The organism is Brevundimonas sp. (assembly GCF_019636155.1).
Lineage (GTDB): Bacteria > Pseudomonadota > Alphaproteobacteria > Caulobacterales > Caulobacteraceae > Brevundimonas.
Map to the genome: position 1 here is coordinate 80,596 of NZ_JAHBYB010000008.1, position 23,399 is coordinate 103,994.

Annotated in this window: 22 protein-coding genes and 1 pseudogene; 9 read left to right on the forward strand and 14 right to left on the reverse strand. The window is 70.0% G+C overall.

The annotated features are described in order from the left end of the window. Positions 1 to 189: 189 nt before the first annotated feature. Complete coding sequence (locus KF910_RS10285; RefSeq protein ID WP_292261648.1) at positions 190 to 555, forward strand: hypothetical protein; 366 nt, start codon at positions 190 to 192, stop codon at positions 553 to 555. A gap of 115 nt (positions 556 to 670) precedes the next feature. Here the strand turns inward: KF910_RS10285 and KF910_RS10290 are convergent, their stop codons facing one another. Together KF910_RS10290 and clpB are read right to left on the reverse strand one after the other, a co-directional pair. Beyond that, the gene (locus KF910_RS10290) at positions 671 to 1,012 is read right to left on the reverse strand and encodes a GIY-YIG nuclease family protein (RefSeq protein WP_292261652.1); all 342 of its coding nucleotides are present in this window, start codon (positions 1,010 to 1,012) and stop codon (positions 671 to 673) included. Positions 1,013 to 1,200: 188 nt separating this feature from the next. Then, positions 1,201 to 3,792, reverse strand: a complete 2,592-nt coding sequence (gene clpB, locus KF910_RS10295) for an ATP-dependent chaperone ClpB (RefSeq protein WP_292261660.1) — start codon at positions 3,790 to 3,792, stop codon at positions 1,201 to 1,203. A gap of 177 nt (positions 3,793 to 3,969) precedes the next feature. Here clpB and KF910_RS10300 point away from each other — a divergent pair, with 177 nt between their 5' ends. Beyond that, positions 3,970 to 5,613 carry a serine hydrolase gene (locus KF910_RS10300; protein WP_292261665.1) on the forward strand — a complete coding sequence of 548 codons (1,644 nt, stop codon included), beginning with the start codon at positions 3,970 to 3,972 and terminating at the stop codon, positions 5,611 to 5,613. A 58-nt stretch (positions 5,614 to 5,671) separates the two neighbouring features. On the opposite strand, the gene KF910_RS10305 is transcribed toward KF910_RS10300, so the two are convergent. The 10 genes and pseudogenes from KF910_RS10305 to phnC all read right to left on the reverse strand — a co-directional run bounded on the left by KF910_RS10305 (position 5,672) and on the right by phnC (position 15,501). Next, the gene (locus KF910_RS10305) at positions 5,672 to 6,076 is read right to left on the reverse strand and encodes a hypothetical protein (protein ID WP_292261671.1); all 405 of its coding nucleotides are present in this window, start codon (positions 6,074 to 6,076) and stop codon (positions 5,672 to 5,674) included. 55 nt (positions 6,077 to 6,131) lie between these two features. Then, the gene (locus KF910_RS10310; protein ID WP_292261680.1) at positions 6,132 to 7,328 is read right to left on the reverse strand and encodes an FAD-dependent oxidoreductase; all 1,197 of its coding nucleotides are present in this window, start codon (positions 7,326 to 7,328) and stop codon (positions 6,132 to 6,134) included. A 14-nt stretch (positions 7,329 to 7,342) separates the two neighbouring features. Beyond that, the gene (locus KF910_RS10315; RefSeq protein ID WP_292261689.1) at positions 7,343 to 7,993 is read right to left on the reverse strand and encodes a DUF4893 domain-containing protein; all 651 of its coding nucleotides are present in this window, start codon (positions 7,991 to 7,993) and stop codon (positions 7,343 to 7,345) included. A gap of 115 nt (positions 7,994 to 8,108) precedes the next feature. Beyond that, a complete protein-coding gene (locus tag KF910_RS10320) occupies positions 8,109 to 9,476 on the reverse strand; it encodes an ATP-binding protein (RefSeq protein ID WP_292261695.1) in 1,368 nt (455 codons plus the stop codon). 73 nt (positions 9,477 to 9,549) lie between these two features. Beyond that, the gene (locus tag KF910_RS10325; protein WP_292261698.1) at positions 9,550 to 10,449 is read right to left on the reverse strand and encodes a DUF4167 domain-containing protein; all 900 of its coding nucleotides are present in this window, start codon (positions 10,447 to 10,449) and stop codon (positions 9,550 to 9,552) included. Between the two features lie 239 nt (positions 10,450 to 10,688). Beyond that, positions 10,689 to 11,744 (reverse strand): substrate-binding domain-containing protein, encoded by a 1,056-nt coding sequence (locus tag KF910_RS10330; protein WP_292261703.1) that lies wholly within the window; start codon positions 11,742 to 11,744, stop codon positions 10,689 to 10,691. Between the two features lie 69 nt (positions 11,745 to 11,813). Continuing rightward, the gene (phnE, locus tag KF910_RS10335) at positions 11,814 to 12,572 is read right to left on the reverse strand and encodes a phosphonate ABC transporter, permease protein PhnE (protein ID WP_292261924.1); all 759 of its coding nucleotides are present in this window, start codon (positions 12,570 to 12,572) and stop codon (positions 11,814 to 11,816) included. A 231-nt stretch (positions 12,573 to 12,803) separates the two neighbouring features. Next, positions 12,804 to 13,670, reverse strand: a pseudogene (gene phnD / locus KF910_RS10340) (phosphate/phosphite/phosphonate ABC transporter substrate-binding protein); the annotation flags it as partial. A gap of 35 nt (positions 13,671 to 13,705) precedes the next feature. Beyond that, entirely contained in the window at positions 13,706 to 14,707 is a 1,002-nt protein-coding gene (gene phnD, locus KF910_RS10345; protein WP_292261710.1) for a phosphate/phosphite/phosphonate ABC transporter substrate-binding protein, read from the reverse strand. Next, positions 14,704 to 15,501 (reverse strand): phosphonate ABC transporter ATP-binding protein, encoded by a 798-nt coding sequence (gene phnC, locus KF910_RS10350; protein WP_292261715.1) that lies wholly within the window; start codon positions 15,499 to 15,501, stop codon positions 14,704 to 14,706. Before phnC ends, phnD (KF910_RS10345) begins: the two co-directional genes overlap by 4 nt. A 301-nt stretch (positions 15,502 to 15,802) precedes the next feature. Between phnC and KF910_RS10355 the strand changes: the two genes are divergently transcribed. The 5 genes from KF910_RS10355 (at position 15,803) to KF910_RS10375 (ending at position 20,194) form a co-directional block, all read left to right on the forward strand. Next, the gene (locus KF910_RS10355) at positions 15,803 to 17,068 is read left to right on the forward strand and encodes a type III PLP-dependent enzyme (protein ID WP_292261720.1); all 1,266 of its coding nucleotides are present in this window, start codon (positions 15,803 to 15,805) and stop codon (positions 17,066 to 17,068) included. Between the two features lie 232 nt (positions 17,069 to 17,300). After that, positions 17,301 to 18,353 (forward strand): 1,9-bis(guanidino)-5-aza-nonane synthase, encoded by a 1,053-nt coding sequence (locus KF910_RS10360; RefSeq protein WP_292261728.1) that lies wholly within the window; start codon positions 17,301 to 17,303, stop codon positions 18,351 to 18,353. A gap of 94 nt (positions 18,354 to 18,447) precedes the next feature. Beyond that, positions 18,448 to 18,789, forward strand: a complete 342-nt coding sequence (locus KF910_RS10365) for a ribonuclease (protein ID WP_292261733.1) — start codon at positions 18,448 to 18,450, stop codon at positions 18,787 to 18,789. 95 nt (positions 18,790 to 18,884) lie between these two features. Next, complete coding sequence (locus tag KF910_RS10370; RefSeq protein WP_292261738.1) at positions 18,885 to 19,388, forward strand: hypothetical protein; 504 nt, start codon at positions 18,885 to 18,887, stop codon at positions 19,386 to 19,388. Further along, complete coding sequence (locus tag KF910_RS10375; protein ID WP_292261740.1) at positions 19,385 to 20,194, forward strand: PA-phosphatase; 810 nt, start codon at positions 19,385 to 19,387, stop codon at positions 20,192 to 20,194. Before KF910_RS10370 ends, KF910_RS10375 begins: the two co-directional genes overlap by 4 nt. 112 nt (positions 20,195 to 20,306) lie before the next feature. On the opposite strand, the gene KF910_RS14315 is transcribed toward KF910_RS10375, so the two are convergent. Continuing rightward, positions 20,307 to 20,561, reverse strand: a complete 255-nt coding sequence (locus tag KF910_RS14315) for a twin-arginine translocation signal domain-containing protein (protein WP_416354698.1) — start codon at positions 20,559 to 20,561, stop codon at positions 20,307 to 20,309. A 16-nt stretch (positions 20,562 to 20,577) separates the two neighbouring features. On the opposite strand from KF910_RS14315, the gene KF910_RS14320 reads away from it, so the two are divergent. Further along, a complete protein-coding gene (locus KF910_RS14320; RefSeq protein ID WP_416354699.1) occupies positions 20,578 to 21,183 on the forward strand; it encodes a hypothetical protein in 606 nt (201 codons plus the stop codon). 10 nt (positions 21,184 to 21,193) lie between these two features. Here KF910_RS14320 and prmC read toward each other — a convergent pair whose 3' ends face one another. Continuing rightward, positions 21,194 to 22,078, reverse strand: coding sequence for a peptide chain release factor N(5)-glutamine methyltransferase (gene prmC, locus KF910_RS10385; RefSeq protein ID WP_292261749.1), 885 nt, complete (start codon positions 22,076 to 22,078; stop codon positions 21,194 to 21,196). Positions 22,079 to 22,131: 53 nt separating this feature from the next. On the opposite strand from prmC, the gene KF910_RS10390 reads away from it, so the two are divergent. Next, positions 22,132 to 23,379 carry a YihY/virulence factor BrkB family protein gene (locus KF910_RS10390; RefSeq protein WP_292261755.1) on the forward strand — a complete coding sequence of 416 codons (1,248 nt, stop codon included), beginning with the start codon at positions 22,132 to 22,134 and terminating at the stop codon, positions 23,377 to 23,379. Positions 23,380 to 23,399 lie beyond the last annotated feature (20 nt).

The window sequence follows — 23,399 nt, forward strand, 5'->3', positions numbered from 1 at the left end:
AGGGGTGATTTTCGCCGTCCGAGCCTGACAGGGGCGCGCTGGACAGGGTGATCGACACCCCGCTGAACCCCACCCGCGCGACAAAAGGACTGCTTTCGGGGATGAATCCGACAAGGATCTCGCCCGTGCCCGAAAGACCTGACGCTTGGATCGGTCTAGGCTGCGGGCGATCTTCGCAAGGAGGCCCGCATGACCGCTCCCACCCGCTATCTGGCCATCTTCACCATGGACAAGTCCGGCCCCCGATACCGGGCCTGGAAGGCGATGAGCGAAACCCGGCAGGCCGAGACGGCCGAGACCGGGGTGGCGGCGGTCAAGGCCTGGGAGGCGGCGCACGCCGACGCCATCCTCTACGCGGGCGGGCCGCTGGGCCCGACGAAACGGATCTGCGACGACGGGGCGGTGACGGACGTGGTCAATCAGCTGACCGTCTTCATGGTGGTGCGCGCCGACAGCCACGAGGCGGCGGTGCGGCTGTTCGACGGCCACCCGCACATGTCGATCTTCCCCTGCGACGGGGTGGAGGTGATGCCGGTGCTGGGGGACCCGGACTGACGGCGAAAAACAGGGTCTATGGAGTCTATCTGGTCTATCGAGTCTAGAAAGCGGTGGCGGGTGGATGACCGGCGCACCCTGGCAGATGCCTGCGCCGGATGCGGACGTGGGGGTCTCAGTCCGCCTCGGGCGGCGGCGTCCAGTCCGGGTCGTTCACCGGATACCAGTCGGCCGCCAGGTCGAGCCAGTCGGGGTTGGCGTCCTCGATCAGTTTAAGCTTCCAGTCGCGCTTCCACTTTTTGATCTGCTTCTCGCGCCGGATCGCATCGACAACCCATTCATGCTGCTCGAACCAGACCAAATGGGTACACCCCTTGGTCTTTGAGTGGCCGTCATAGGCGCCGGTTTTGTGCTTCCAGACGCGCGCAGTCAGATTGGCCGTCATTCCCACATAGGTCGCACCATTGCGCCCGTTGGCCATAATGTAGGTGGCGATGAAGGTGCGATGGGTCGCCATCTGCACAACCTAAGCAATCTTCTTTCTTTCGTCATTCCGGGCGTAGCGCAGCGCAGACCCGGAACAAGGCGGCGCCGCGCAGCGGCGATGGCGACGACCGCGCCTGCGATAGGTTCGCGCTATCGCACGCCGCCTTGTTCCGGGTCTGCGGCTCGCGAGCGAGCCTCCGCCCGGAATGACGATAAGGGTCAGTGCACCCGCGCCTTCCCGATCTCCAGCCCGTCCCCGCCCGCTGACACGGCGATGACCGCGCCGTCCTCGATCTCGCCCGCCAGCAGTTTTCGGGCGATGGGGTCGACTAGGTCCTTCTGGATCACGCGCTTTAGCGGCCGGGCGCCGTAGACGGGATCGTATCCGCGGTCGGCCAGCCAGGCCAGGGCGCTGTCGTCCAGGGACAGGGTCAGGCGGCGGTCGGCCATCAGCTTTTCAAGGCGCTGGAGCTGGATGCGGACGATGCCGCTCATCTGTTCGCGGCCGAGGCGGCGGAACAGGATGATCTCGTCGATGCGGTTCAGGAACTCCGGCCGGAAATGGGCGCGGACCTGGTCCATGACCAGGGGGCGCGCGGCCTCGACATCCTGACCCTCCGGCTGGCTGGCCAGGTATTCGGAGCCGAGGTTGGAGGTCAGGATGATCAATGTGTTCTTGAAGTCGATGACCCGGCCCTGACCGTCCGTCAGGCGGCCGTCGTCCAGCACCTGGAGCAGCACGTTGAACACATCGGGGTGGGCCTTTTCGACCTCGTCGAACAGCACGACCTGATAGGGGCGGCGGCGCACCGCCTCGGTCAGGGCGCCGCCCTCGTCATAGCCGACATATCCGGGCGGGGCGCCGATCAGGCGGCTGACACTGTGCTTCTCCATATATTCCGACATGTCGATGCGGGTGATGGCCGCGTCATCGTCGAACAGGAAGGCGGCCAGGGCCTTGGTCAGCTCGGTCTTGCCCACGCCCGTGGGCCCCAGGAACAGGAAGCTGCCCAAGGGTTTGTTCGGGTCGTTCAGGCCGGCGCGGGCGCGGCGCACGGCGTCGGACACGGCCGTCAGGGCCTCGTCCTGACCGACCACGCGGCCGCGCAGGGCGTCTTCCATGGTCAGCAGTTTCTCGCGTTCGCCCTCCAGCATCTTGTCGACCGGCACCCCGGTCCAGCGGCTGACCACGGCGGCGATCTGTTCGGCGTCGACCACCTCGGGCGTCAGGGGCGAACCGGCCGCGGCGTCCTCGGCCGCCTCGGCGTCGTTCAGTTGCTTCTCCAGCTGGGGGATCTGGCCATAGGCGATCTCTGACGCCCGGCCCAGGTCGCCGGTGCGCTGGGCCGTCGCCAGTTCGGCGCGCAGCCGGTCCAGGGTCTCGCGCAGCTGGGCGGCCTGACCGACCTTGTCCTTTTCCGACTTCCAGCGGGCGGTCAGGTCGTCGGACTGGCCCTGAAGCTCGTCGATCTCGTCTTCCAGCTTTTCCAGGCGGGCGACCGAGGCCTTGTCGGTCTCCTTCTTCAGGGCTTCGCGCTCGATCTTCAGCTGGACCAGGCGGCGGTCGATCTCGTCCAGGGCCTCGGGCTTGGAATCCACGGCCATACGCACCCGGCTGGCTGCCTCGTCCACCAGGTCGATGGCCTTGTCCGGCAGGAAGCGGTCGGTGATGTAGCGGTTCGACAGGGTGGCGGCCGCCACAATGGCGCTGTCGGAAATGCGCACCCCGTGGTGGACTTCATACTTCTCCTTCAGTCCACGGAGGATCGACACCGTGTCCTCGACCGAGGGCTCCTCGACCATCACCGGCTGGAAGCGGCGGGCCAGGGCGGCGTCCTTTTCGACGTGCTTGCGGTATTCATCCAGGGTGGTGGCGCCGACGCAGTGCAGCTCGCCGCGCGCCAAGGCGGGCTTCAGCAGGTTGGAGGCGTCCATGGCGCCGTCCGTCTTGCCCGCCCCGACCAGGGTGTGCATCTCGTCGATGAACAGGATGATCTGGCCTTCGGCGGCCGTGACCTCGTTCAGCACGGCCTTGAGCCGCTCCTCGAACTCGCCGCGGTATTTGGCGCCGGCGATCAGGGCGCCCATGTCCAGCGCCAGCACCTTCTTGTCCTTCAGGCTTTCGGGCACGTCGCCGTTGACGATGCGGGCGGCCAACCCTTCCGCGATCGCGGTCTTGCCGACGCCGGGTTCGCCGATCAGGACGGGGTTGTTCTTGGTGCGGCGGGCCAGGACCTGGATGGTGCGGCGGATTTCCTCGTCGCGGCCGATGACCGGGTCGACCTTGCCGTCGCGGACGGCCTGGGTCAGGTCGCGAGCGTAGCGTTTCAGGGCGTCATAACCTTCTTCGGCCGAGGCCGTGTCGGCGGTCTTGCCCTTGCGCAGATCGGCGATGGCGGCGTCCAGCTTGTCGGCGGTGACGCCTGCGTTTTTCAGCGCCTCGGCAGCCGCGCCCCCTTCGCGCGCCAGGGCCGCCAGCAGCCGCTCGGTGGTGACGAAGGCGTCGCCGGCCTTCTTCGAGGCCTCTTCGGCGGCCGCGAAGACGCGGGCGGTGTCGCCATCCAGATACAGCTGGCCCGAGCCGCCCGAGACCTGGGCCCGCTTGCCCAGGGCGGCCTCGGCGGCCTGGTCGGCGGCCTGGGCGTTTCCGCCGCCGGCGGTGATCAGATTGCGCGCCAGGCCGTCGCGTTCCTCCAGCAGGACCTTCAACAGGTGTTCGGGTGCGAACTGCTGATGGCGGCGGGCCAGGGCCAGCGACTGAGCCGACTGGACCGCCTGTTTGGCGCGATCGGAATAGAGGTCGAGATTCATGGTGCGGGCATCCCCTGCTCAGGCGGATTACGGGACCGGCGCGTCCTCCTATGCAAGCAACGCGCCGCCCGGTCGGGGTTGAGGTGGGGACATGGCCCAGGCGTCGCAAGAGGGCCCATGCTTGGCCATGGGGCCAGGTCGGGCTAGCGTCCGGCCGACATCACCGGGAGCGTCGCCATGTCCATCCGTCTGAGCCGCCGCGCGGCCCTGTTCACCACCGCCGGGGCCGCCCTGGCGCCGGCCGCGCCAGCCCTGGCCCGTCAGCAGGCCGCCAACGATGACGCCGGCCTGGCCGAACGGGTGGACGCCTTCGTCCGACAGGCGATGGCTGCCTGGCCCGACCAGCCGGCCCTGGGGATCACCGTGGTCAGGGACGGGCGCGCCGTCCTGGCGCGCGGCTATGGGGTGAAGCGTCAGGGTCGGCCCGATCCCGCCGACGAACACACCCTGTTCGCCATCGCCTCCAACACCAAGAACGTCACTGCCGCCGCCCTGGCCATATTGGTCGATGAGGGCAGGGTGAAATGGGACGCGCCGGTCCGCACCTATCTGCCCGATTTCCGCCTGTCGGACCCCTATATCGGCGAGCACATCACGGTGCGCGACACCCTGAGCCACCGCGCCGGCTTCGGCCTGGGGGCGGGGGACCTGCTGTTCTGGCCCAACAGCGACCGGACCCGCGCCGAGGTCCTGGCCCAGGCCGCCTTCGTGCCGATCCAGGACGGTTTCCGCAGCCGCTACAACTACTGCAACCTGATGTTCGTGGTCGCCGGGGCGGTGATCGAGGCGGCGTCGGGCATGGCCTGGGAAGACTTCATCCAGACCCGCATCCTGGACCGGGTCGGCATGACCGAGACCGTGCCTCTGGCGCGCCTGGCCGATCCGGCCAGGTCGGCCCTGCCGCACGCCCGGCTGGGGCCTCCCCTGCGCTATCAGGGGGCGATGCAGCCGATCGCGGCCTCGATCGCCGAGGTGTGGAACTGGGATTCGGCGGCGGCGGCGGGCGGCCTGTGCACCACCGCGACCGACTGGGCCAAATGGATCGCCGTGCGGCTGAACGACGGGCGGCTGGCCGACGGCTCGCGCCTGTATTCGGAGGCGGCGGCGCGCGAGATGTACCGCCCCAACATCATCATCAGCGGCACCCCCGGCCCGACGGCCGAACTGCCGGGCCGGGCCATCGCCTCGACCTACGCCATGGGCCTGCAGGTCCAGGACTATCGCGGCGAACGGCTGATCAGTCACGGCGGCGGCTCGCCCGGCGGGATTTCGGCGACCCTGCTGATCCCCGGCCGGCAGACCGGCTTCGCCATCTTCAGCAATGCGGAGGAGAGCTTCCTGCTGCGTGCCCTGCGCTCGGGCATCGCCGACATCTGCATGGACAAGACCGGCTTCGACTGGATCGCCGATTCCCGCCGGCTGGAGGCCGAGGGGATCGAGAAATCCCTGGCCGCCGCCGCCGAGATCGACGCGAAACAGGCGGCGGGGGCGGCGCCCTCCCTGCCTCTGTCGGCCTATGCCGGAACCTGGCGCGACCCCTGGTATGGCGACATCACTATCGAAGAGAAGACCGAGGGACGCGGGCGCAGCCGCAAGACCGGACTGTGGCTGGCCTTCACCCACAATCCGGCGCTGAAGGGGTGGCTGGAGCCCTATGACGGCGACACCCTGCGCACCCGTTTCCCTGACAAGCGCGAAGAGGACGCCTTCGTCACCTTCACGATCCAAGACGGCGCTCCGGCGACCGCGACCGTGAAGGGGGTCAGCCCCGACATCGACTTCAGCTACGACTACCAGGACCTGCGGCTGACGCGGGTCTGACGCGGATCAGGGTCGGGCCCCGCCGCGCGGGCGGGGCCGCAAGCCTCAGCGGCCCAGCTCAGCGGCCCAGGGCGACGCGGCCGGATTCCAGGATGGGAATCCCCGCCTCGGTGGGGATGTAGATGGTCTGGCGGCCTTCCTTGCCGGCGGTTTCCTGCAGCATGTTGATGTAGCTCCAGCGCAGATAGGCCTCGGGCCCGCCCAGGGCGTCGGCCATGATGCGGTTGGCCTCGTTGGCGCCCTTGGCCCGTTCGATTTCGGCCTGGGCGGTCAGGCGGGCGGAATCCAGCGCGGCCTGGGCCTCCAGCACCCGGATGCGGCGATCCTGCACCGCCTGTTCATAGGCGGCGCGGCCGGCCATCTGCTTGCGATAGACGTTGTAGGTGGGCAGGCCGACCATGAAACCGGCCACCACGGCTATCGCCAGGATCGCCAGGACTATGGAGGATCCGTATCGGCTCATCGTCGTGCTCCCTTGATCGTCGAGACCCGCAGACTCGCAAGGGCGAGGGGCGGGGTCAACCGCGCGGATCGTCCGGTTCAGGCCGGGGATCCAGCAACAGGCCCGAGACGGTCGCCGCCAGGAGCCGCGCCGCGCCCGGCAGGCGGGCGATGCGGCCCAGGACATGGTCGCGCACCATCGGCCGCAACCGCCCGTCCGCCTGGTAGAAGGGGGTGAAGCCAAGGCTCAGCGCCTGGTACAGCCGCACATGCCAGCGCCGCGCGGCGGCGTAGGCGCCGAGGGCCTTATCCAGGTCCGCCCGGGTCTCCAGGGCCTGGGCCAGGGCGAAGGCGTCCAGCAGCCCCATGTTGATCCCCTGGCCCAGTTGGGGACTGGTCGAATGGGCGGCGTCGCCGATGACCGCCAGTCGGTCCTCCACCGGGCTGCGCAGGGTGTGGTGGCCGTAGCGGGCCAGGGTCAGCTGATCCGGGTCGGCGAGGGCGGCCAGGATCGGCGCCGTCTCGGGCCAGAAGGCCAGCACCCGGTCCTTCCAGGCGTCCAGCCCCTGGGCCCGCCAGCGCGGATAGTCGGCGGACTTCAGGCTCCAGAAAAAGGTGGCCAGGGGCGCCTTGCCGCGCGGCTGGCGGCCGACCGGCAGGACGCCGATCATGGTGTCGGCGCGGCGATAGACCTGCTGCAGGGCGCGCGAGTCGAAATGGGGATGGTCGGGCCAGGGCGTGGTGGCCCACAGGGCGCCGAAGTCCAGGTCCAGCCGGCGGCGGCCGACGCCGACATGCATCCGATGCGCCACCGGAGAGCGCGCCCCCATGGCGTCGATGACCAGATCGTAGGCGGGGGACATCACGCCGTCCGCGCGCTTCAGCCGGCCATGGGCGGCGGACCGCACCGGCCAACCGGTCTCGAAGCGGACGCCGGCCTTGATCGCCGCCCTGTGCAGCACATGGAACAGGGCGGCGCGATGCACCCCCAGGGCGCCGCGTGGTCGGGCCAGGGCGTCGTAGCGGACATCCAGCACCACCCGGCCCGAGGGATGGGCGCGGCCGAACAGGCGATCGATGGGCTGGGCCAGGGCCTCGACCTCGGCGGTCAGGCCCATGCGGTCCAGGACGGCCAGGCCGGTCGGCTGGAGGATGAAACCCGCGCCGACGGTGGCGGGGCGGTCGAACCGCTCATGGACGGTGACCCCTTTACCCTGGCGCGCCAGCAGGATCGCCGCAGCCAGGCCGGCCGGACCGGCGCCGGCGATCGCCACCTCCCGCGTCACGATCAGGCCGGGACCAGCTCGATCAGGTCGAGGTTGGATTCGTTCTGGGGCCAGGGGATGATCAGCCGCCAGCGCGCCTCACCGATCCGCTCCAGCACGGCGACCAGGTCGCGGTCGGGCCTCTGGCCATAGGAGTTGGCCGCCGGTTCCGACGCCAGGGCCATGGAGCCCAGCATGACCATGTGGCGGTCGGTCTCGGGGAACAGCAGGCCGGACGGGCGCTGGCTGCCGGTCAGCTTGACGAATTTCAGCCCGTTCGGCGTCTGCTCGATACGGCAGGCGAACCAGCCGTAGACCACATAGCCCAGGCCGTCCTCGCCGCCCTGGGAGCCCAGCTTGATGGTGCGGCAGCGATAATCGCCGGCGGGCGGCGCGACCGAGAGGCGGGCGGCGTCGGGCGTGATCAGATCGCCGAGCGGGCGCAGGTCGCCCGAGCCGGGCTGGCGCCGCGCCTGCTGCAGTGCCAGGGTCCAGGCGGCCTCGCGCCGATTGTAGCGGTCGCGGTCGGCGGGGGTGATGATGCTGCGCCAGTCGCGCAGGACGGGGCCGGAGCCTGTGGCCGGCGGGGGCGGCGGCGCGGGCGTCGCGGCGCAGGCGGCGGCCATCAGGGCGACGGCGCAGGCGGCGACCGGGCCGGGGCGGAGGCGGGACATGGGCGCTCCCGTGCAGATCATCCGCCCTTTGGGCCTGTCCGCGCCGGCTGCGTCAACCCTGTTCCCCCCTGACCGCGCGTCGCAGGCGGCTGAGAATTCGTATCTGAGAGGCGGATCAGGCCGGCCGACCGGCCGAAACCCGATGCCTGCCTGAATCCTCGACCCGCGCCGGGATCGGTCGGGGCAAGGCGTCCGCCAGGGCGCGCGCCAGGGCGTGGATGTCCAGGGGCTTGGTCAGATAGGCGGCGAAGCCCGCGTCGCGCCCTCGACGCAGGTCGTGAGGCATGGCCCCGGCCGACAGGGCCAGGACCGGAATGCCGGCTGTCGCCGGGTCCGCGTCAAGCGCGGCCTTCACCGCATAGCCGTCGATATCGGGCAGGGCGATGTCCAGCAGGATCAGATCGGGCGCCAGGTCGCGGGCCAGGATCAGGCCGTCGCGGCCCGTCTCGGCGACATGGACCCGAAGCGGGCCGAGGGCGGCGCAGACATGGCGCATCAGGGCGATGCTGGACGGATTGTCCTCGACATAGACCAGGGTGGCCTCCGGCAGGATCAGGTCCGGGACGGGGGAGGCGACCACCCGGGGCGCGGTGCTGTGCGCGGCGGGTAGGTGAACGGTGAAGGTGGAGCCTTCTCCGGGCGTGGAGGCGATGTCCAGACGTCCCTGCATCGCCTCGGTCAGGCGCCGCGCGACAATCAGGCCCACGCCCGCGCCGGGGATGTCCGAACCCTCTCGACCCAGGCGGTTGAAGGGTTTGAACAGGTCCGCCACGCGCCCTGCCGGCACGCCCGGACCGGTGTCATGGACGGCCACCGCGACCGAGCCCGCCGCCTGGCGGACCTCGACCAGGACGGTCCCGCCCGGCCGGTTGTAGCGGACGGCGTTCGACACCAGCTGCGTGAGCACCTGACGCAGCCGTGTCCGGTCGGCGACCGCGGCCAATCCGGCGACCGGCGGAGGCGCCTCGATCCGGATGTGCTGCCGTTCGGCCTCGGCGCGGAAGGCGTCGCACACCTGGCGGGCCACCAGCTGCGGATCGACCCGCTCCAGCGACACCGACAGGGTCCCGGCCTCCAGCCGGGCCAGGTCCGGCACCTCGTCGATCAGGGCCAGGATATGGGATCCGGCGGCCAGGATGTGGTCCACCGACTGGCGCTGGCGAAAGGTCAGGGGCTCGGCCGCGGCGTGGACTCGCATCAATTCGGCGAATCCGATCATCGCGTTCAGGGGGGTTCGCAACTCGTGGCTCATGGCCGCCAGGAAGTCTGATTTGACCCTGTCGGCGGCTGCCAGGGCGACGGCCTGTGCGTCCGCCGCCTGAAGCGCCTGGGCCAGCTGTTCCGTGCGTTCGGCGACATGGGCCTCCAGGTTGCGGGCCAGATGTTCATGCCGTTGGGCCTGCGCCCGCGCATGAAGTCCCAGGCGCACCCCCGCCCAGCCGCCCGACAAGGCCAGGGCCACCACGGTGATCACGAACAGCATAGGACATCCTCCCGATCGTCATCACCATGACAATCAGAAGTTGCATTCCGATGAATACATCCCTAGGGTGTATTCAGTCCTCGGTGGAGGCGGCTTCGGTCTTCTTGCGCGCGGCGCGGCGCTTGGGCGCCGGCGGCACGTCTTCGTCGGCGGCGGCCGGGGTCGCGCGGGTCAGGAAGCCCGGCAGGGCCGCGGCTGTGTCCGACGGCTCTTCGCGCGACACGCGACGGCCGCGCGCCGGGCGATCTTCCACCAGCGGCGGCTGGTCGTCCGAAGTCTCGGCGGTGGTGGGAGCCGATTCGGCTACTTCAAGGGGCTGGCCGGCGGCCTCGGCCTCGCGGCGCAGGCGCTGCTCCTCGCGGCGGCGGTCGTGATAGTCGTCGCGGTCGCGTTCGATCAGGTCTTCCGGCGTCGCGACGCCGTCGGCGATACGCTTGTTGCGTTCTTCGCGCCGGCGCTCCCAGCGGTCCTTGCGGGATTCGCGCGCGTCGCGGGACTGACGGTCGCCGTTCTCGCCGTCCATGCGGGGCTGTTCGCCTTCGCCACGCTCGCGGGCGGCGGTCCGTTCGGCCTCCTGCTGGGCCTGGCGCTCGGCGGCCTGCTGGGCGGCCAGGAAGGCGGCGGCCTGAGCCCCGGACTCGTCCTCGAAATCGATGTCGAAGCCCTGGTTGGACATCTCGCGCTGGGCGATCTCGCTGACCGGTCGCGCCGGCTGGAGGGCGCGCAGGACGCGGAAATAGTGTTCGGCGTGCTGGAGGTAGTTCTCGGCCAGGACCCGGTCGCCGGCCGAGGCCGCGTCGCGCGCCAGCTGCATGTAGCGCTCATACACCGTCTGGGCGTTGCCCCGGACCTTGATGTTCTCGGGCCCCTGCGAATCCCACGAGCGGTTGGGATTGGCGCTGTTGGCGCCATTGCCGCCGCCGGGCTTGCGGTTGCGCCCGCGCTGGCGCTTCATGCCCTTGAAATCTCTCATGGAACTACCGTTTTGAAAGCCGCGCTCGCCGGTCGCCGGGGCCGATCCCCGCAGTGCAATTCCGGTGAAAGCCATGCCGCCCGCGTGGTGCGTCCGATCAGGATCGGACCGTCACGCAGACCCCGAACGCCCGAGCCCGGACCACGGGTCCGAAACGCTGCGAAGAGGCGGGAGACGCAGCCAGACTTAGCGCGCCGCCGCGCGGTTTCCAAGCGGTTTGTTCGCGGCGGTCCCGCGACCTACTGCGGACGCGTCATCACGGTCAGGGCCTGGGCCGCGGCCTGTTGGGCCGCCAGCTGGTCGGCGGGCAGCGGGACCAGGCCGCGATCCTGCAGATAGCCGCCGCGTCCGGCCGAACCGGTGGAGACGAAGGCCTGGACGAACGGCTGTAGGCCCGGGGTCACGCCGACATGGGCCTTCTTGACGTAGATGTAGAGGCTGCGCGCCAGGGGGTAGGAACCGTCCGCGATGGTGTCCAGCGTCGGGGCCACGCCGTCGATGGTCTCGGCCTTCACCGTGTCCAGGTTCTGCTCCAGGAAGGAATAGCCGAACACGCCAAGCGAACCGGGGGTGCGGGTCAGGGTCTGGACGATGGCGTTGTCGTTCTCGCCCGAGTCGATCCAGGCGCCGTCCTCGCGCAGGGTGTGGGTCAGGGTCTCGAAACGGGTCTTGTCGCCCTTCAGGGCCGCCACCGCCGGGTTCAGTTCGCCGCCCGGCGCCATGCCCAGCTCCAGGAAGGCGTCGCGGGTGCCCGAGGTCGGGGGCGGACCATAGACCTGGATGCGCTGGGCCGGCAGGGCCGGGTTGACCTGGTTCCACGTAGTGGCCGGGTTGGCGACGAATTGTCCGTTCGCCCCCGGGGTCTGGGCGGCCAGGGCGGAATAGAGGTCGCCCAGGCGCAGGTCGAAGCTGTTCCCGGTGCGGGCCGTGGCCACGACAATGCCGTCGAAGCCGATCTTGATCTCGACGATGTCGGTGACGCCGTTCTTGGCGCACAGGTCGAACTCCGACGCCTTCATGGGGCGCGAGGCGTTGGCGATGTCCGGCGTCTGGGGGCCGACGCCCTGGCAGAAGGCCTGGATGCCGCCGCCGGTGCCCAGGGATTCGATGCGCGGCGGGGTTCCGCCCTGGGTGCGGTTGAAATTCTCGGCCACCCGGGTGGCGAAGGGAAAGACGGTCGAGGAGCCCGCCGCCCAGATGCCGGACCGGGTCGCCGATCCGCCGCCGCTGTCGCCGCAACCGGCCAGGGCGACCAGGGCGACGGCCGAAACGGCGCTCAGCAAGGTGCGGATCATGGGCGGGCCTCCGATGGACGCCCGCTTAGACCAGAGGATTGCGACAGTTCGGCTGAGCCTGTGTGACGATTACAGCAAACGCTTGCGCATCGCCTGGGACAGCATGTCGATCAGGGTCACCGCCACGATGATGATGATCGCGATGGTCGAGACGGTGCTGTAGTTGAACGCCTGCAGGTTCTCGAACAGGGCCTGGCCGATGCCGCCGGCGCCGATCAGGCCCAGGACGGTGGCCGCGCGGCTGTTGGACTCGAAACGATAAAGGGCGAACGAGGTCCATAGGGGCGCCACCTGGGGAATGACCCCCCAGACGATCTCGTGCAGGCGGCCGGCGCCGGTCGCCTTGACCCCGTCGACAGGCCCCTTGTCGATCGACTCCACCGCCTCGGAGAACAGCTTGGCCAGGACGCCGGCCGTGTTCAGGGCGATGGCCAGGACGCCCGCCAGCGGCCCCAGGCCGACCGCGACGATGAACAGGGTGCCGATCACCAGATCGGGGATGGAGCGCAGCAGGTCCATGATCCGGCGCACGGGCCAGACGACCCAGTTCGGCGCCATGTTGCGCGACGCCATCAGGCTGAGCGGCACGGCCAGGAAGACCGCCAGGAATGTGCCCCACAGGGCGATCTGGACCGTCAGCCACATCTGGCCGACCAGCAGCCGCCACTGAGAGAAGTCCGGGTTCAGGAAGTCGCGGCCATAGGCCCGCATGTTCTCGGAGTTGGCGAACAGGTTCAGGATATTGGGCAGGTCGACCCGGCCGAAGGCGGCGATCAGGACGATGGCGAACCCGCCCCACAGCAGGACATCCAGCGCCCAGCCGCCCATGGACTTGGTCGGCGGGGCCGGCACGGCGCCGGGCTCCAGCGGCGCGGGCTTGCGGCGCGGGATCAGGTTCAGCGCCACGGCGATCAGTACCAGGACCCCGATCAGGGCGAAGGGCGCCCAATCGCGGACGGCGACGGCGCGTTTGGGCGGGGCGACCTCGCTGGCGCGACCCTCGCGCCGGGCCTGGTCGGCCTTCATCTCGCGGATGGGATCCAGGTAGGAATCCTCGGCGGCGCGGAACTGGGAGTAGTTCAGCCCTTCCATGATCTGGCGCTGGCGGTCGGCGTCGGGACCGGCGCCCTGGCCGTAGTTGACGAAGAACTCGCGAATTTTGGCCTTCAGCCCCTCGGGCAGGTCGCGGCGCAGCAGGATGCCGGATTCCGGAATCGGCGGCGATTCCCAGATGGTCTCGATCTGGCTGGCGACCTGAGCGTTCTGGCGGCGCAGGAAGATCAGGTTGACCGAGTTGGAGGTGGCCACATCGACCAGGCCATTGGCCACGGCGAAGGAATTGGCCTGGTGGTTGGCCGAGCGGACGGTGGCGAAACACTCGGTCGGATTGATGTTCCGTGGGCTGAAGAAATAGGTCAGGGGCGCCAGGGTGCCCGAGGTCGACTGGGCGTCGCCCAGGCCGAAATCATAGCGCTTGCCGCAGCGGGCCACGTCCTCGGCCGTGATGCCCGACCCCTTCTTGACGATCAGGCTGGAGGTGTAGGAATCGCGGCCCTCCGGGTCGACGATGCGGGCGATGACCTGGGCGTTCGAACGGTCGATGGCCTGAACCGCCGGCAGGGCCGAGAACCAGCCGATCTGGGCCTGGTTGGCGCGCATCGCCTCGACCAGCACCGAATAGTTCGTGCCGAAAATAGGCTTCACCGGAATGCCAATCTCGCGCTCCAGGTCCTTCAGCAGCGGCTCCCACAGCGGACCGGAAGAGGCCTGGCCCTCGGCCGACAGGATGGTGAAGACCAGTTCGCGCGGTGCGCCCTGGGCGTTTCCGCGCGCCGCCGTCTGGGCCGAGGCGGGTAGGGTCCAAAGCGACAGCATCAGGGCCGCCATCACGGCCGTCAGGCCGGCGAACAGGGTGCGGAAGGTCATTCTGGAGGTCTTTCCCGAAAGGGCGTTCTTCGACGTCACGGCTGCACCTCGCGTTTGGCCCGCAGGCGCTGGAGTTCGGCCTCTGCGGCCTGGCGCTCGGACCGGTCGCCCGAGGCGCGCGCCTGGATCAGCCGCTGGCTGGCGATCATCTCGCGCACCGGGTCCAGATAGGCGGCGTCGGCGGCGCGGAATTGCGAATAGTTGAGGGCGGCCAGCACCTGGCGCTGGCGCGCGGCGGCCGCGCTCTCGCCCTGTCCATAGGTCAGAAGGAAGCTGCGCAGCTTCTCCCGCACGGCCGGGTCCACGTCCTGGCGCACCAGGACGGCGCTTTCCGGCAGGGCCGGCGAGCGCCAGATCTCCTGCACCTGATCGGCGATCTGGGGGTTCTGGCGACGCAGCTGGGCCAGGGTCACGGTGTTGACCACCGCCACGTCCAGGGTTCCGCCGGCGACGGCGTAGGCGTTGGTCGGATAGTCGCCCGACCGCACCGAGGCGAAACAGGCGGCCGGGTCGATGTCGCGCGGGCCGAACAGGAAGGCCGCCGGCGCCAGGGTGGCCGAGGTCGAATCGGCGTCGCCCAGCCCCAGCCTCAGCTTGCGGTCGCAGTTCAGAACGCGCTCGAGCGTCAGGCCCGATCCGGTCTGGACGATCATGACCGAACGATAGCTGTCCTCGCCCGAGCCATCGACGGTTCGGGCCACCACCTCGGCGGTTCCGGATTCCAGCACCTGAATGGCCGGACGCGGCGACAGCCAGGCGACCTGCACCTCTCCGGCCTGCATGGCGTGGACCAGTTCCTCGTAGCTGGCGCCAAAGCGCGCCTGGACCGGGGCGCCCACGGCCTTGCCCATGTCGTCCAGCAGGGGACGCCAGACCGGCTCGGTCGCGGCCTGGCCCTCGGCGGACAGGATGGCGAAGGTCAGGGGATGGCCAGGCGCGGCCTTCTGGCCCCCGTCGCCGCAGGCGGCCAGTGCGACCAGCCCCGCTAGGGCGCAGGCCCGGCGCAGGCCCCGCCCAAGCCGCAGGGCGGGTGTCACGCCTGCGTCTCCCAGAAGGCGTCCTCGAACTCCGGCCCGTAGATGCCGACCAGGGTCTTGTGGTCCAGCCCCGTCGAGGGGCCGTCATAGACCACCTTGCCCGCCTGCAGGGCGATGACCCGCTCGCAATAGCGGATGGCGTAGTCGACCTGGTGCAGGGTGACGATCACGCCCAGGCCGTCGCGCTGGTTCAGCTCGACCAGTTGCTCCATCACCTTGCGGGCCGACACGGGGTCAAGAGAGGCGACGGGTTCGTCGGCCAGGATGGCCTTGGCGCCCTGGACCAGGGCGCGGGCGATGGCGCCGCGCTGCTGTTGCCCGCCCGACAGGGTGTTGGCCCGCTGGGCGGCGTAGTCGGACACGCCGACGCGGTGAAGGGCGGCCATGGCCTTGGCCTTGTCCTCGGCGGGCCAGACGCCCAGCACCCCGCGCCAGCCCGGCAGGCGTCCCAGGGCGCCCAGCATGACGTTCGAGAACAGGCTAAGGCGGCCCACCAGGTTGAACTGCTGGAAGATCATCCCCAGCTGGCGGCGCGCGTCGCGCACGGCGCTTGTGACGCGGCCGTTCTTCTGGACCGTCTGGCCGAAGACCTCGATGGTCCCCTTGCCGCCGTCGATCGACTGCAGCCCGGTGATCGAGCGCAGCAGGGTGGACTTGCCCGATCCGGACGGCCCGATCAGGGCGACCATCTCGCCGGCGGCGATCTGAACCGAAACCCCGTCCAGCGCCTTGCGGGCGCCGAAGGTCTTGGACACGTCCCGGACGGACGCGACAGCGGCTGTGGCGGTGGTCATGACCTGCGCGGACGGCTGTTGCTGGGGCGCGCCGCATGACCCGAATGGGCCGCGCGGGCAAGTCTTAATGACATGCGGGCGGCGATTTCGTCCAGCGGAACGGCTGCAGGACGGCGCTTTGTCAGCCGTGCGGGGCGGCTGGACGCGGCCCGGTCGACGGAACCCCTGGCCCGCCACGAAATTACCTTTTGACATGAAGGCCTGAAGACCTCATATCGCGCGCTTCCGGCGGACCCCGTAGGTCTGTTGCTGCGCCGCTAACGCCGGGTCTGGGTTAACAATCATCAGGGGGTTACGTGAATTGCGCACGTACCAGCTTCCCCTGGACCTGGTCCGCGAGCGGTCTCCGGAGCGTCCTGTCGCCCTTGTGCGGCCGCGCTCCGTCTCCGTAGCGGCGCGCTGGTTCCAGGATAATCTGAAAGCCGACGTCTTCTATGCGGTGAAGGCGAACCCGTCGCGCTGGGTCATCGAGGCCCTGGTCGAGGCGGGCGTGACCGGTTTCGACGCCGCCTCGATCGCCGAGATCGAGCTGGTGCGCTCGGTCCTGCCCGAGGCGCGCATCGCCTTCATGCACCCGGTCAAGAGCCGGGCGGCCATCACCAAGGCCTATTTCGAGCATGGAGTCCGCACCTTCGCCCTGGACTGCCAGGAAGAGCTGGCCAAGATCCTCGACGCCACGGGCGGCGCGGCCGACCTGACCTTGGTCGTGCGTATGGCCGTGTCGGCGGACGGCGCGGCCTATACGCTGTCGGGCAAGTTCGGCGTGTCGCCGGACCAGGCCCCGGCCCTGCTGCTGGCCACGCGCCAGGCGGTGCGGGACGGGCTGATGGGCGTCAGCTTCCACGTCGGTTCGCAATGCATGCGCCCGACCGCCTATCAGGCCGCCATGGCCCAGGTCGGCCGGTCGCTCAGCCGCGCCGGGGTGATCGTGGACATCGTCGATGTGGGCGGCGGCTTCCCCTCGGTCTATCCGGGCATGGTCCCGCCGGACATGAGCGAATACGCCGACGCCATTCATCGCGGCTTCAACGAGATGCCGGTGTCTGAAACCACCGAACTGTGGTGCGAGCCCGGCCGGGCTCTGGTGGCGGAATCGTCGTCGGTTCTGGCCCGGGTGGACCTGCGCAAGGGCGACGCCCTGTATCTGAACGACGGGTCGTACGGCGCCCTGTTCGATGCGACGCACAGCCGCTGGCCCTTCCCGACCAAGCTGGTCCGGGACGGCGAACGGTCGGCCGAGCTGAAGCCCTTCCGCTTCTACGGTCCGACCTGCGACAGCATCGACCACATGCCCGGTCCGTTCTGGCTGCCGGCCGATGTGCGCGAAGGCGACTTCATCGAGATCGGCATGCTGGGCGCCTATGGCGTGGCCATGTCCACCGGCTTCAACGGCTATGGCGACCATGAGGTCGCGGTGGTCGAGGATGCGCCGATGGCGTCGCTGTACGGCCTGGCCCCGCGCTCCATCCCGACCGTGCGCACCACGGCCGAGGAACAGGCCCGCAAGGTCGTCCGCCTGTCGCGTCCCAAGGGCAAGGCCGGCCAGCGCAAGAAGGCGCGGCGTTAGGACAGCTTCCCTCTCCCGGCGGGAGAGGGCTTGAGCCTCCGAGAGCGTAGTGATCGGTTAGGCGAAAGGGTGAGGGTTTACGGCGCCCGAAGTTTCTGACACCGGAACCCCTCATCCTCCCACCCGCTTACGCGGGCGGGTCCCTCCTTCTCCCTCTGGGAGAAGGCTCAGTCATCGCCGTCGCTCCGTCCGGCTTTTCGACGGGCGCTCACCAGTAAGGGAAACCAAACCGATGAACGCTCCCGTTCAAGCCAACACCAAGGCCGAGCTGCTCCAGAACACCGTCGAGCATGTCGACATCACGTCCTTCGACGCTCGCCCGATCATCGACAGCATGCGCAAGATGTCGTTCTCGAGCCGCGACACCGCCCGCGCCGCCGACATCTTCAACATGGCGCTGGAAGACAAGGCCTGCTCGCCCTGGCTGATCCTGGCCGGTTCGACCTCGGCCGGCGGCTGCATGCACGTCTATCGCGACATGGTGAAGCTGGGCATGATCGACGCCGTGGTCGCCACCGGCGCCAGCATCGTCGACATGGATTTCTTCGAGGCCCTGGGCTTCAAACATTATCAGGCGGCCGGCGAGGTGGACGACAACGTCCTGCGCGACAACTACATCGACCGCATCTACGACACCTATATCGACGAGGAAGAACTCCAGGCCTGCGACCACACCATCCTGGAGATCGCCAACCGTCTGGAGCCGCGCGGCTATTCCAGCCGTGAGTTCATCTGGGAGATGGGCAAATGGCTGTCGGAAGGCAACGCCAAGAAGCCCGGTTCGCTGATCCAGACCGCCTATGAAGAAGGCGTGCCGATCTTCTGCCCAGCCTTCGTGGACTCCTCGGCCGGGTTCGGCCTGGTCAAGCACCAGAAGGAGCGCGCGGCCGCCGGCCAGCCCTATATGATGCTGGACGCCATCGCCGACTTCCGCGAACTGACCGACATCAAGATCGCCGCGGGCGTGACCGGCCTGTTCATGGTCGGCGGCGGGGTGCCCAAGAATTTCGCCCAGGACACCGTTGTCTGCGCCGAGATCCTGGGCGTCGAGGCCGAGATGCACCGCTATGCGGTCCAGATCACGGTCGCCGACGTGCGCGACGGCGCCTGTTCGTCGTCCACCCTGAAGGAGGCGGCGTCGTGGGGCAAGGTCCAGACCACCCACGAGCAGATGGTCTTCGCCGAGGCGACCACCGTCGTGCCGTTGATCGGCTCGGACGCCTATCACCGCGGCGCCTGGAAGGCCCGCGAGAAGCGCCGCTGGGCCAAGCTGTTCGGGAAATAAGGATCATGGCAGGGGCGCTCGAAAGGGCGCCCCTTCTGCTTGGCGGGAACCTCAGGCGCGCCGGGCGGCTTTCATCGGATGAAGGAGCCGCATCATGACCGACCACCACCTGGCCGAAGACGCTCGCGAAGCCGACGAGACCGGCGAACGCCCGGACCTGGGCCGCAAGTCCGACGCCCTGATCGACGCGCTCAGCGGAACGGACTCCGGCTCGGACACCCGCGCCGGCTCGCTGCAGGGCGGGGCGGCCACCGGCTCGGACCGCGATCCGGACCAGGAGGCGGTCAACGCGGCCCTGGCCGGCGAAGGCATGGATACGCCCGACGGCCTGACCGGTCCCGCCGGAGACCCGGCCGAGGGCAAGACCAGTCTCAAGACCAACGACAAGGCCGATCCCAAGACCCCCGGCGACGACGTCGACGCCGCCACCGGCTGAGGCGCGACGCCGCCGTCATTCGGCCCAGCTTCGCCTTGCCCGCGCCACAGGCTTGCGCCACCCTCGCGCCTGTCGATTTCGTGAGGATGTTTCGCATGATCCGCCGTCTGTTGGCCGCCGGTTTCGTGGCGGTGTTGATCTCGTCGTCCCTGGCCGCCTGCGATGGCGCGCCCCGGGCCGAGTCGGAAACGACGGCTCCTCCTCCTCCGGCCCCCGCGGCCCCCGCGGTCGAGGCGAACGCCGCCGCGGTCGCGACGCCGGCCGCCGTACCTCAGCCTCCCGCCGCGAACGGCGCCCCGGCCTTCGCCGTCCTCTATCCGGGCGCGCGGGTCGCCCAGACCTCCAGCGTGAGCGCCTCGGGCCCCGCCGGCCCGGGCGGGATGAGCAGTTTCACTGTCGCGGCGGAACCGGCCGAGGTCATCGCCTTCTATCGCCAGCAGGCCGACGCGGCGGGCCTGGCCTCGGTCATGGCCATGGATCAGGGCGGGTCGCGCGCCTATGGCGCCGCCGGACCGTCGGACGCCCAGCTTCAGGTCGTGGCCTCGCCCCAGGATGGCGGCGGATCGACTGTTCTGCTGACCTGGAGCGCCGGCCGGTGAGGCCAGGCGCCGTCCTGGCGGCGGCGTCCCTGGTCGGTGCGGCGGTCCTGACGGCCTGCATCACGGCGCCCGAGCCGCGCCGGCCCGCCGCCCAGGGCTATGTCGAGATGGAGACGATCCGGGCCCTGGCCGCCGATCTTCCGGCGCCGCCCGTCGCCGGCTCTCCGGGCGATCTGGCCGACCGCGAGGCTTCGGACGCCCTGAAACGATGGGAGGATACGGATCGCTGGCTTCTGGCCGGCGCCCAGGCCGAACTGCGGCCGCCCCTGGCCCTGCAGCATTTCGACTGCGCCCTGGGCGTCCGCACCGCCGACGCCGAAGTTCCTGCCTTGAAGCGGCTGGCCGAACGGGTGATGCGCGATGCCGTGACCCTGGCCGAGGCCGCCGATCGTTTTCAGCGCCCGCGTCCGGTCGTCGAGGATCCCCAGCGCCGCGCCTGCATCCGGCTGGACCCGGCCACGCGGGCGCGATCCGCCTGGCCGGCGCGCCCGGCCCTGTATGGCGCGGCCTATGCGGAGGCCCTGGCGCTGGCGGCGCCGGATCGGGCCGAGGCGGTGCGGGCCATCGGCCGCGCCATCGGCGACAGCGCCGCCGTCTGCGCCCTGAACCGGCCTGCCGACGTCGCGGCGGGCGCGGCCCTGGGCCAGGCCCTGGCCGCCGAACAGGCTCAGGTGGCCGACTATCGCGCCGACGCGTCCGCCGCCGGGGCCGAGATCGCCGCCCTGAGGGCCGGCGGCCGCACCCATCCGGGCTGCGCCGCCGAACGTCGCGCCCTGGCCCAGCCCGTGGCGGGGGACGGGCGATGATGGGGCTGCTGGCTCTGCTGCTGGTCCAGGCCGCCGGGGCGACGGAACAGGCGGCCGCTCGGCCGTGTTCGGCCGCCCAGATCGCCGAGATGACCGCGCCGGCGGAAACGCCCTATCGCCTGACCTGCCGCGCCGTCCTTACGCCCGTGACCCAGGTCCGCCGCCGCATCCTGATCGAGGGGGCCGAAGCGTCGGGCGCCGGGATCGACTGTCGCGGCGGCGCGCTGGGCGTGCCGGGCGCGGCGACCACCACGGCGACCCCGACCGTCTTCATCGCCTCGCGCCGCGAGGGCGAGGGCTGGAGCCGGCCGGCGGACATCCGCCTGGAGAATTGCATCCTCCATGGGGCGGTGAGGATCTGGGGCATGGGGGCGGGGGGTTCGATGCGCGACCTGCTGGCCTCGTCGCGCACGGCGGGCCATACCGCCGCCGCCCAGGCGGCCGCCCCGACGCGGATCACCCTGAGCGACCTGACCTTCGCCGCCACCGGCTCGATCCCCCTCTATGTCGGGCCGGGGGTGACCGGGGTGATGGTCGAACGGCCGCGCTTCACCGGGCGATCAGTATCAACCGCCGTCTATCTGGATGCCGAGAGCGCGGACAACGCCATCATCGACGGCGTCTTCGACATCCGCACCGGGCGCGAACAGATCGCCGTGGACGGCTCGGCGCGCAACCGCATCACCGGCAACCGCTTCGCCTTGCATTCTGGCGTCTTGAGAAGCCGGGGCGGGGTCTTCCTCTACCGCAACTGCGGCGAGGACGGGGTGATCCGCCACCAGACCCCGTCCGACAACCGGATCACCGACAATGTCTTCACCGGCGCCCACTGGCTGTGGCCGCGCGCCGTGGTGGTCGGCGCGCGGGAGGGAAACCGCCGCTACTGCCGCGACGACGCCGGCTGGCCGTTCGGGTCCAGCTTGGACGACGGCGACCACGCCACGGGCAATGAGGTGGCGCGGAACACGGTGCGGCGCTTCGGCGGCTGACCGCGCGGTCCTACATCTTGGGAATCGGATTGGTGCGCGGGTCGGGGCCGTTGGTCACCACCCGGTCGCGGTCCGACAGGTCCTTGACCACCTTGACGTCGGCGAAGCCCGCCTCATTGAACAGGGCGCTGACGGCCGGTCCCTGGTCCCAGCCGATCTCGACGGCGAAGACGCCGCCGGGCTTCATCACACGCCGGATTTCCGGGACCAGGTCGCGATAGGCCTGCAGCCCGTCGGGGCCCCCATCCAGGGCCAGGTGGGGGTCGTGGTCGCGCACCTCCGGGTCCAGGCCTGGGATGTCGGCGCTGGGGATATAGGGCGGGTTGGACACCACCAGGTCGAAACTGTGGTCCGCCAGACCGGCGGCCCATTCAGTGCGCAGGAAGTCGCAGCGTTCCCCCAGCCCCAGGTTGGCGGCGTTCTCGCGCGCGACCGCCAGGGCCTCGGTCGAGATGTCCGTGCCCAGGCCCCGCGCCCCGGCGCGCTCGGCCAGGATGGCCAGGAGGATGGCTCCCGATCCCGTGCCCAGGTCCAGCACGCTGAATGCCTCGTGCGGGGCGTAGTGCAGCAGGGCGACATCCAGGATGGCCTCGGTGTCCGGCCGGGGGCAGAGCACGTCCGGGGTGACGTTCAGCATGATCTTCCAGAAGCCCTTGCGGCCCAGGATACGTGAGGTCGGCTCGCGCCTCAGCCGCCGCTCGACATAGGCGTCCAGCGTGGCCTGCTGGTCGTCGGCGACGGTCCGATAGGGATCGGTCAGGATGTCGGTTCGGCTGGCGCCGGTCGCGGCTTCCAGCAGCAGGCGCGCGTCGATGGACGGGCTGTCGATGCGGCCGGCCTTCAGCCGGGCCTGGGCCGCCTTCCAGGCGGTCAGCAGAGTGGTCGGTTCGGTCATGGGGGCGACTTGGCGCGGCGGTGGCGGGATTTCAAGCGGAACGCGCGCCAGGCTTGACCGTTCAGCAGCGGATGAAGGGGCGTATCCTGCACAAGACATCCTCCGGCGCCCTGGGCGCCTGGGCCTGGCTCGGGGCCGTGTTTGGCGGGCTGGCGGCCGGCGCCGGCGCGGCGCACCTGGCCTATCGCTATGGCCACACCGTTGGGCTGGAGCTGCGACGCGAACGGCCCGCCCCCTTGCCGCCGGCCGCGCCGACGCCCGAGGATTTCGACGCCCAGGAGCCCGGCCGGGGCCGGATGGCGACCCGACCCGAACACATCCCGCGCAAGGGCTGGACCGATATCCTGTGGCGTTGGGGGGGCAGCTATTTCGGCGATCGGGTGGGATTCGTCGCGGGGGGCGTGACCTTCTTCGTCATGCTGTCCCTGTTCCCGACCCTGGCCGTCCTGGTCACCATCTACGGGCTGTTCGCCGACCCAAGCGACGCGGTCTCGCGGCTGTATTTCCTCTACAGCGTCCTGCCTCCGGGGGTGGCTGAGTTCATCGGCGGGGAGATGCAGCGCCTGGCCCAGAACTCGACCGGCGTCCTGACCTTCACCCTGGTCTGGACCCTGTTGCTGTCGCTGTGGACCGCGAACGGGGCGGTCAAGATGCTGTTCTACGGCCTGAACGTCGCCTACCACGAGGTCGAGCGGCGCAATCTGGTCCGATACAATCTGCTGTGCATGGGCTTTACCCTCTCCGGCCTGGCGGCCGTGCTGATTTCCGCCGCCCTGGTGGTCGGGGCGCCCCTGGCCCTGCACCTGCTTGGGTTCGAGGCGCGATGGGGGCATCTGGCGCCCCTGCGGTGGCCGGTTCTGCTGCTGGTCTATGGGGCGGCCCTGACCCTGGCCTATCGGTTCGGACCGTGCCGGGCGCGGGCGCGCTGGCGCTGGCTGACCCCCGGCGCCATCCTGGCGGCCCTGCTCAGCGTCGGTCTGTCCCTGGCCTTCAGCTGGTATCTGCAGACCTTCGTGCGGACCGCCTCCTACGGGCCCCTGGCGGCCATGATGGGCTTCCTGCTCTGGACCTGGCTGTCGGTGCAGATCGTCCTGATGGGCGCCGAGCTGAACGCCGAGATCGAGCATCAGACGGCGGTCGACACCACCACCGGCCAGGCACAACCCATGGGAGAGCGCGGCGCCGTGGTGGCCGACACGGTGGGGCCGCGCCGCGGATCGCCCGCCGCCCTGGCCTTCACCCTGAAACATGCGGAAGCGCTTTCGGACCGGCTGCTTCGGCGGCGGCGAAAGGCGTCGTGACCGGCCAAACCATGCCTTAA

What these genes read in the sequence shown, in the direction of transcription:
- KF910_RS10360 (WP_292261728.1), top strand. Translation starts at nt 17,301, where the DNA reads ATGAACGCTCCCGTTCAAGCCAACACCAAGGCCGAGCTGCTCCAGAAC.
- KF910_RS10315 (WP_292261689.1), bottom strand. Translation starts at nt 7,993, where the DNA reads ATGTCCCGCCTCCGCCCCGGCCCGGTCGCCGCCTGCGCCGTCGCCCTG.
- KF910_RS10325 (WP_292261698.1), bottom strand. Translation starts at nt 10,449, where the DNA reads ATGAGAGATTTCAAGGGCATGAAGCGCCAGCGCGGGCGCAACCGCAAG.
- KF910_RS10330 (WP_292261703.1), bottom strand. Translation starts at nt 11,744, where the DNA reads ATGATCCGCACCTTGCTGAGCGCCGTTTCGGCCGTCGCCCTGGTCGCC.
- KF910_RS10285 (WP_292261648.1), top strand. Translation starts at nt 190, where the DNA reads ATGACCGCTCCCACCCGCTATCTGGCCATCTTCACCATGGACAAGTCC.
- KF910_RS10300 (WP_292261665.1), top strand. Translation starts at nt 3,970, where the DNA reads ATGTCCATCCGTCTGAGCCGCCGCGCGGCCCTGTTCACCACCGCCGGG.
- phnC (WP_292261715.1), bottom strand. Translation starts at nt 15,501, where the DNA reads ATGACCACCGCCACAGCCGCTGTCGCGTCCGTCCGGGACGTGTCCAAG.
- prmC (WP_292261749.1), bottom strand. Translation starts at nt 22,078, where the DNA reads ATGACCGAACCGACCACTCTGCTGACCGCCTGGAAGGCGGCCCAGGCC.
- KF910_RS10365 (WP_292261733.1), top strand. Translation starts at nt 18,448, where the DNA reads ATGACCGACCACCACCTGGCCGAAGACGCTCGCGAAGCCGACGAGACC.
- KF910_RS14315 (WP_416354698.1), bottom strand. Translation starts at nt 20,561, where the DNA reads ATGCCCCAGATCCTCACCGCCCCATGGAGGATGCAATTCTCCAGGCGG.
- KF910_RS10305 (WP_292261671.1), bottom strand. Translation starts at nt 6,076, where the DNA reads ATGAGCCGATACGGATCCTCCATAGTCCTGGCGATCCTGGCGATAGCC.
- KF910_RS10370 (WP_292261738.1), top strand. Translation starts at nt 18,885, where the DNA reads ATGATCCGCCGTCTGTTGGCCGCCGGTTTCGTGGCGGTGTTGATCTCG.
- KF910_RS10320 (WP_292261695.1), bottom strand. Translation starts at nt 9,476, where the DNA reads ATGCTGTTCGTGATCACCGTGGTGGCCCTGGCCTTGTCGGGCGGCTGG.
- KF910_RS10290 (WP_292261652.1), bottom strand. Translation starts at nt 1,012, where the DNA reads ATGGCGACCCATCGCACCTTCATCGCCACCTACATTATGGCCAACGGG.
- phnE (WP_292261924.1), bottom strand. Translation starts at nt 12,572, where the DNA reads ATGGGCGGCTGGGCGCTGGATGTCCTGCTGTGGGGCGGGTTCGCCATC.
- KF910_RS14320 (WP_416354699.1), top strand. Translation starts at nt 20,578, where the DNA reads ATGCGCGACCTGCTGGCCTCGTCGCGCACGGCGGGCCATACCGCCGCC.
- clpB (WP_292261660.1), bottom strand. Translation starts at nt 3,792, where the DNA reads ATGAATCTCGACCTCTATTCCGATCGCGCCAAACAGGCGGTCCAGTCG.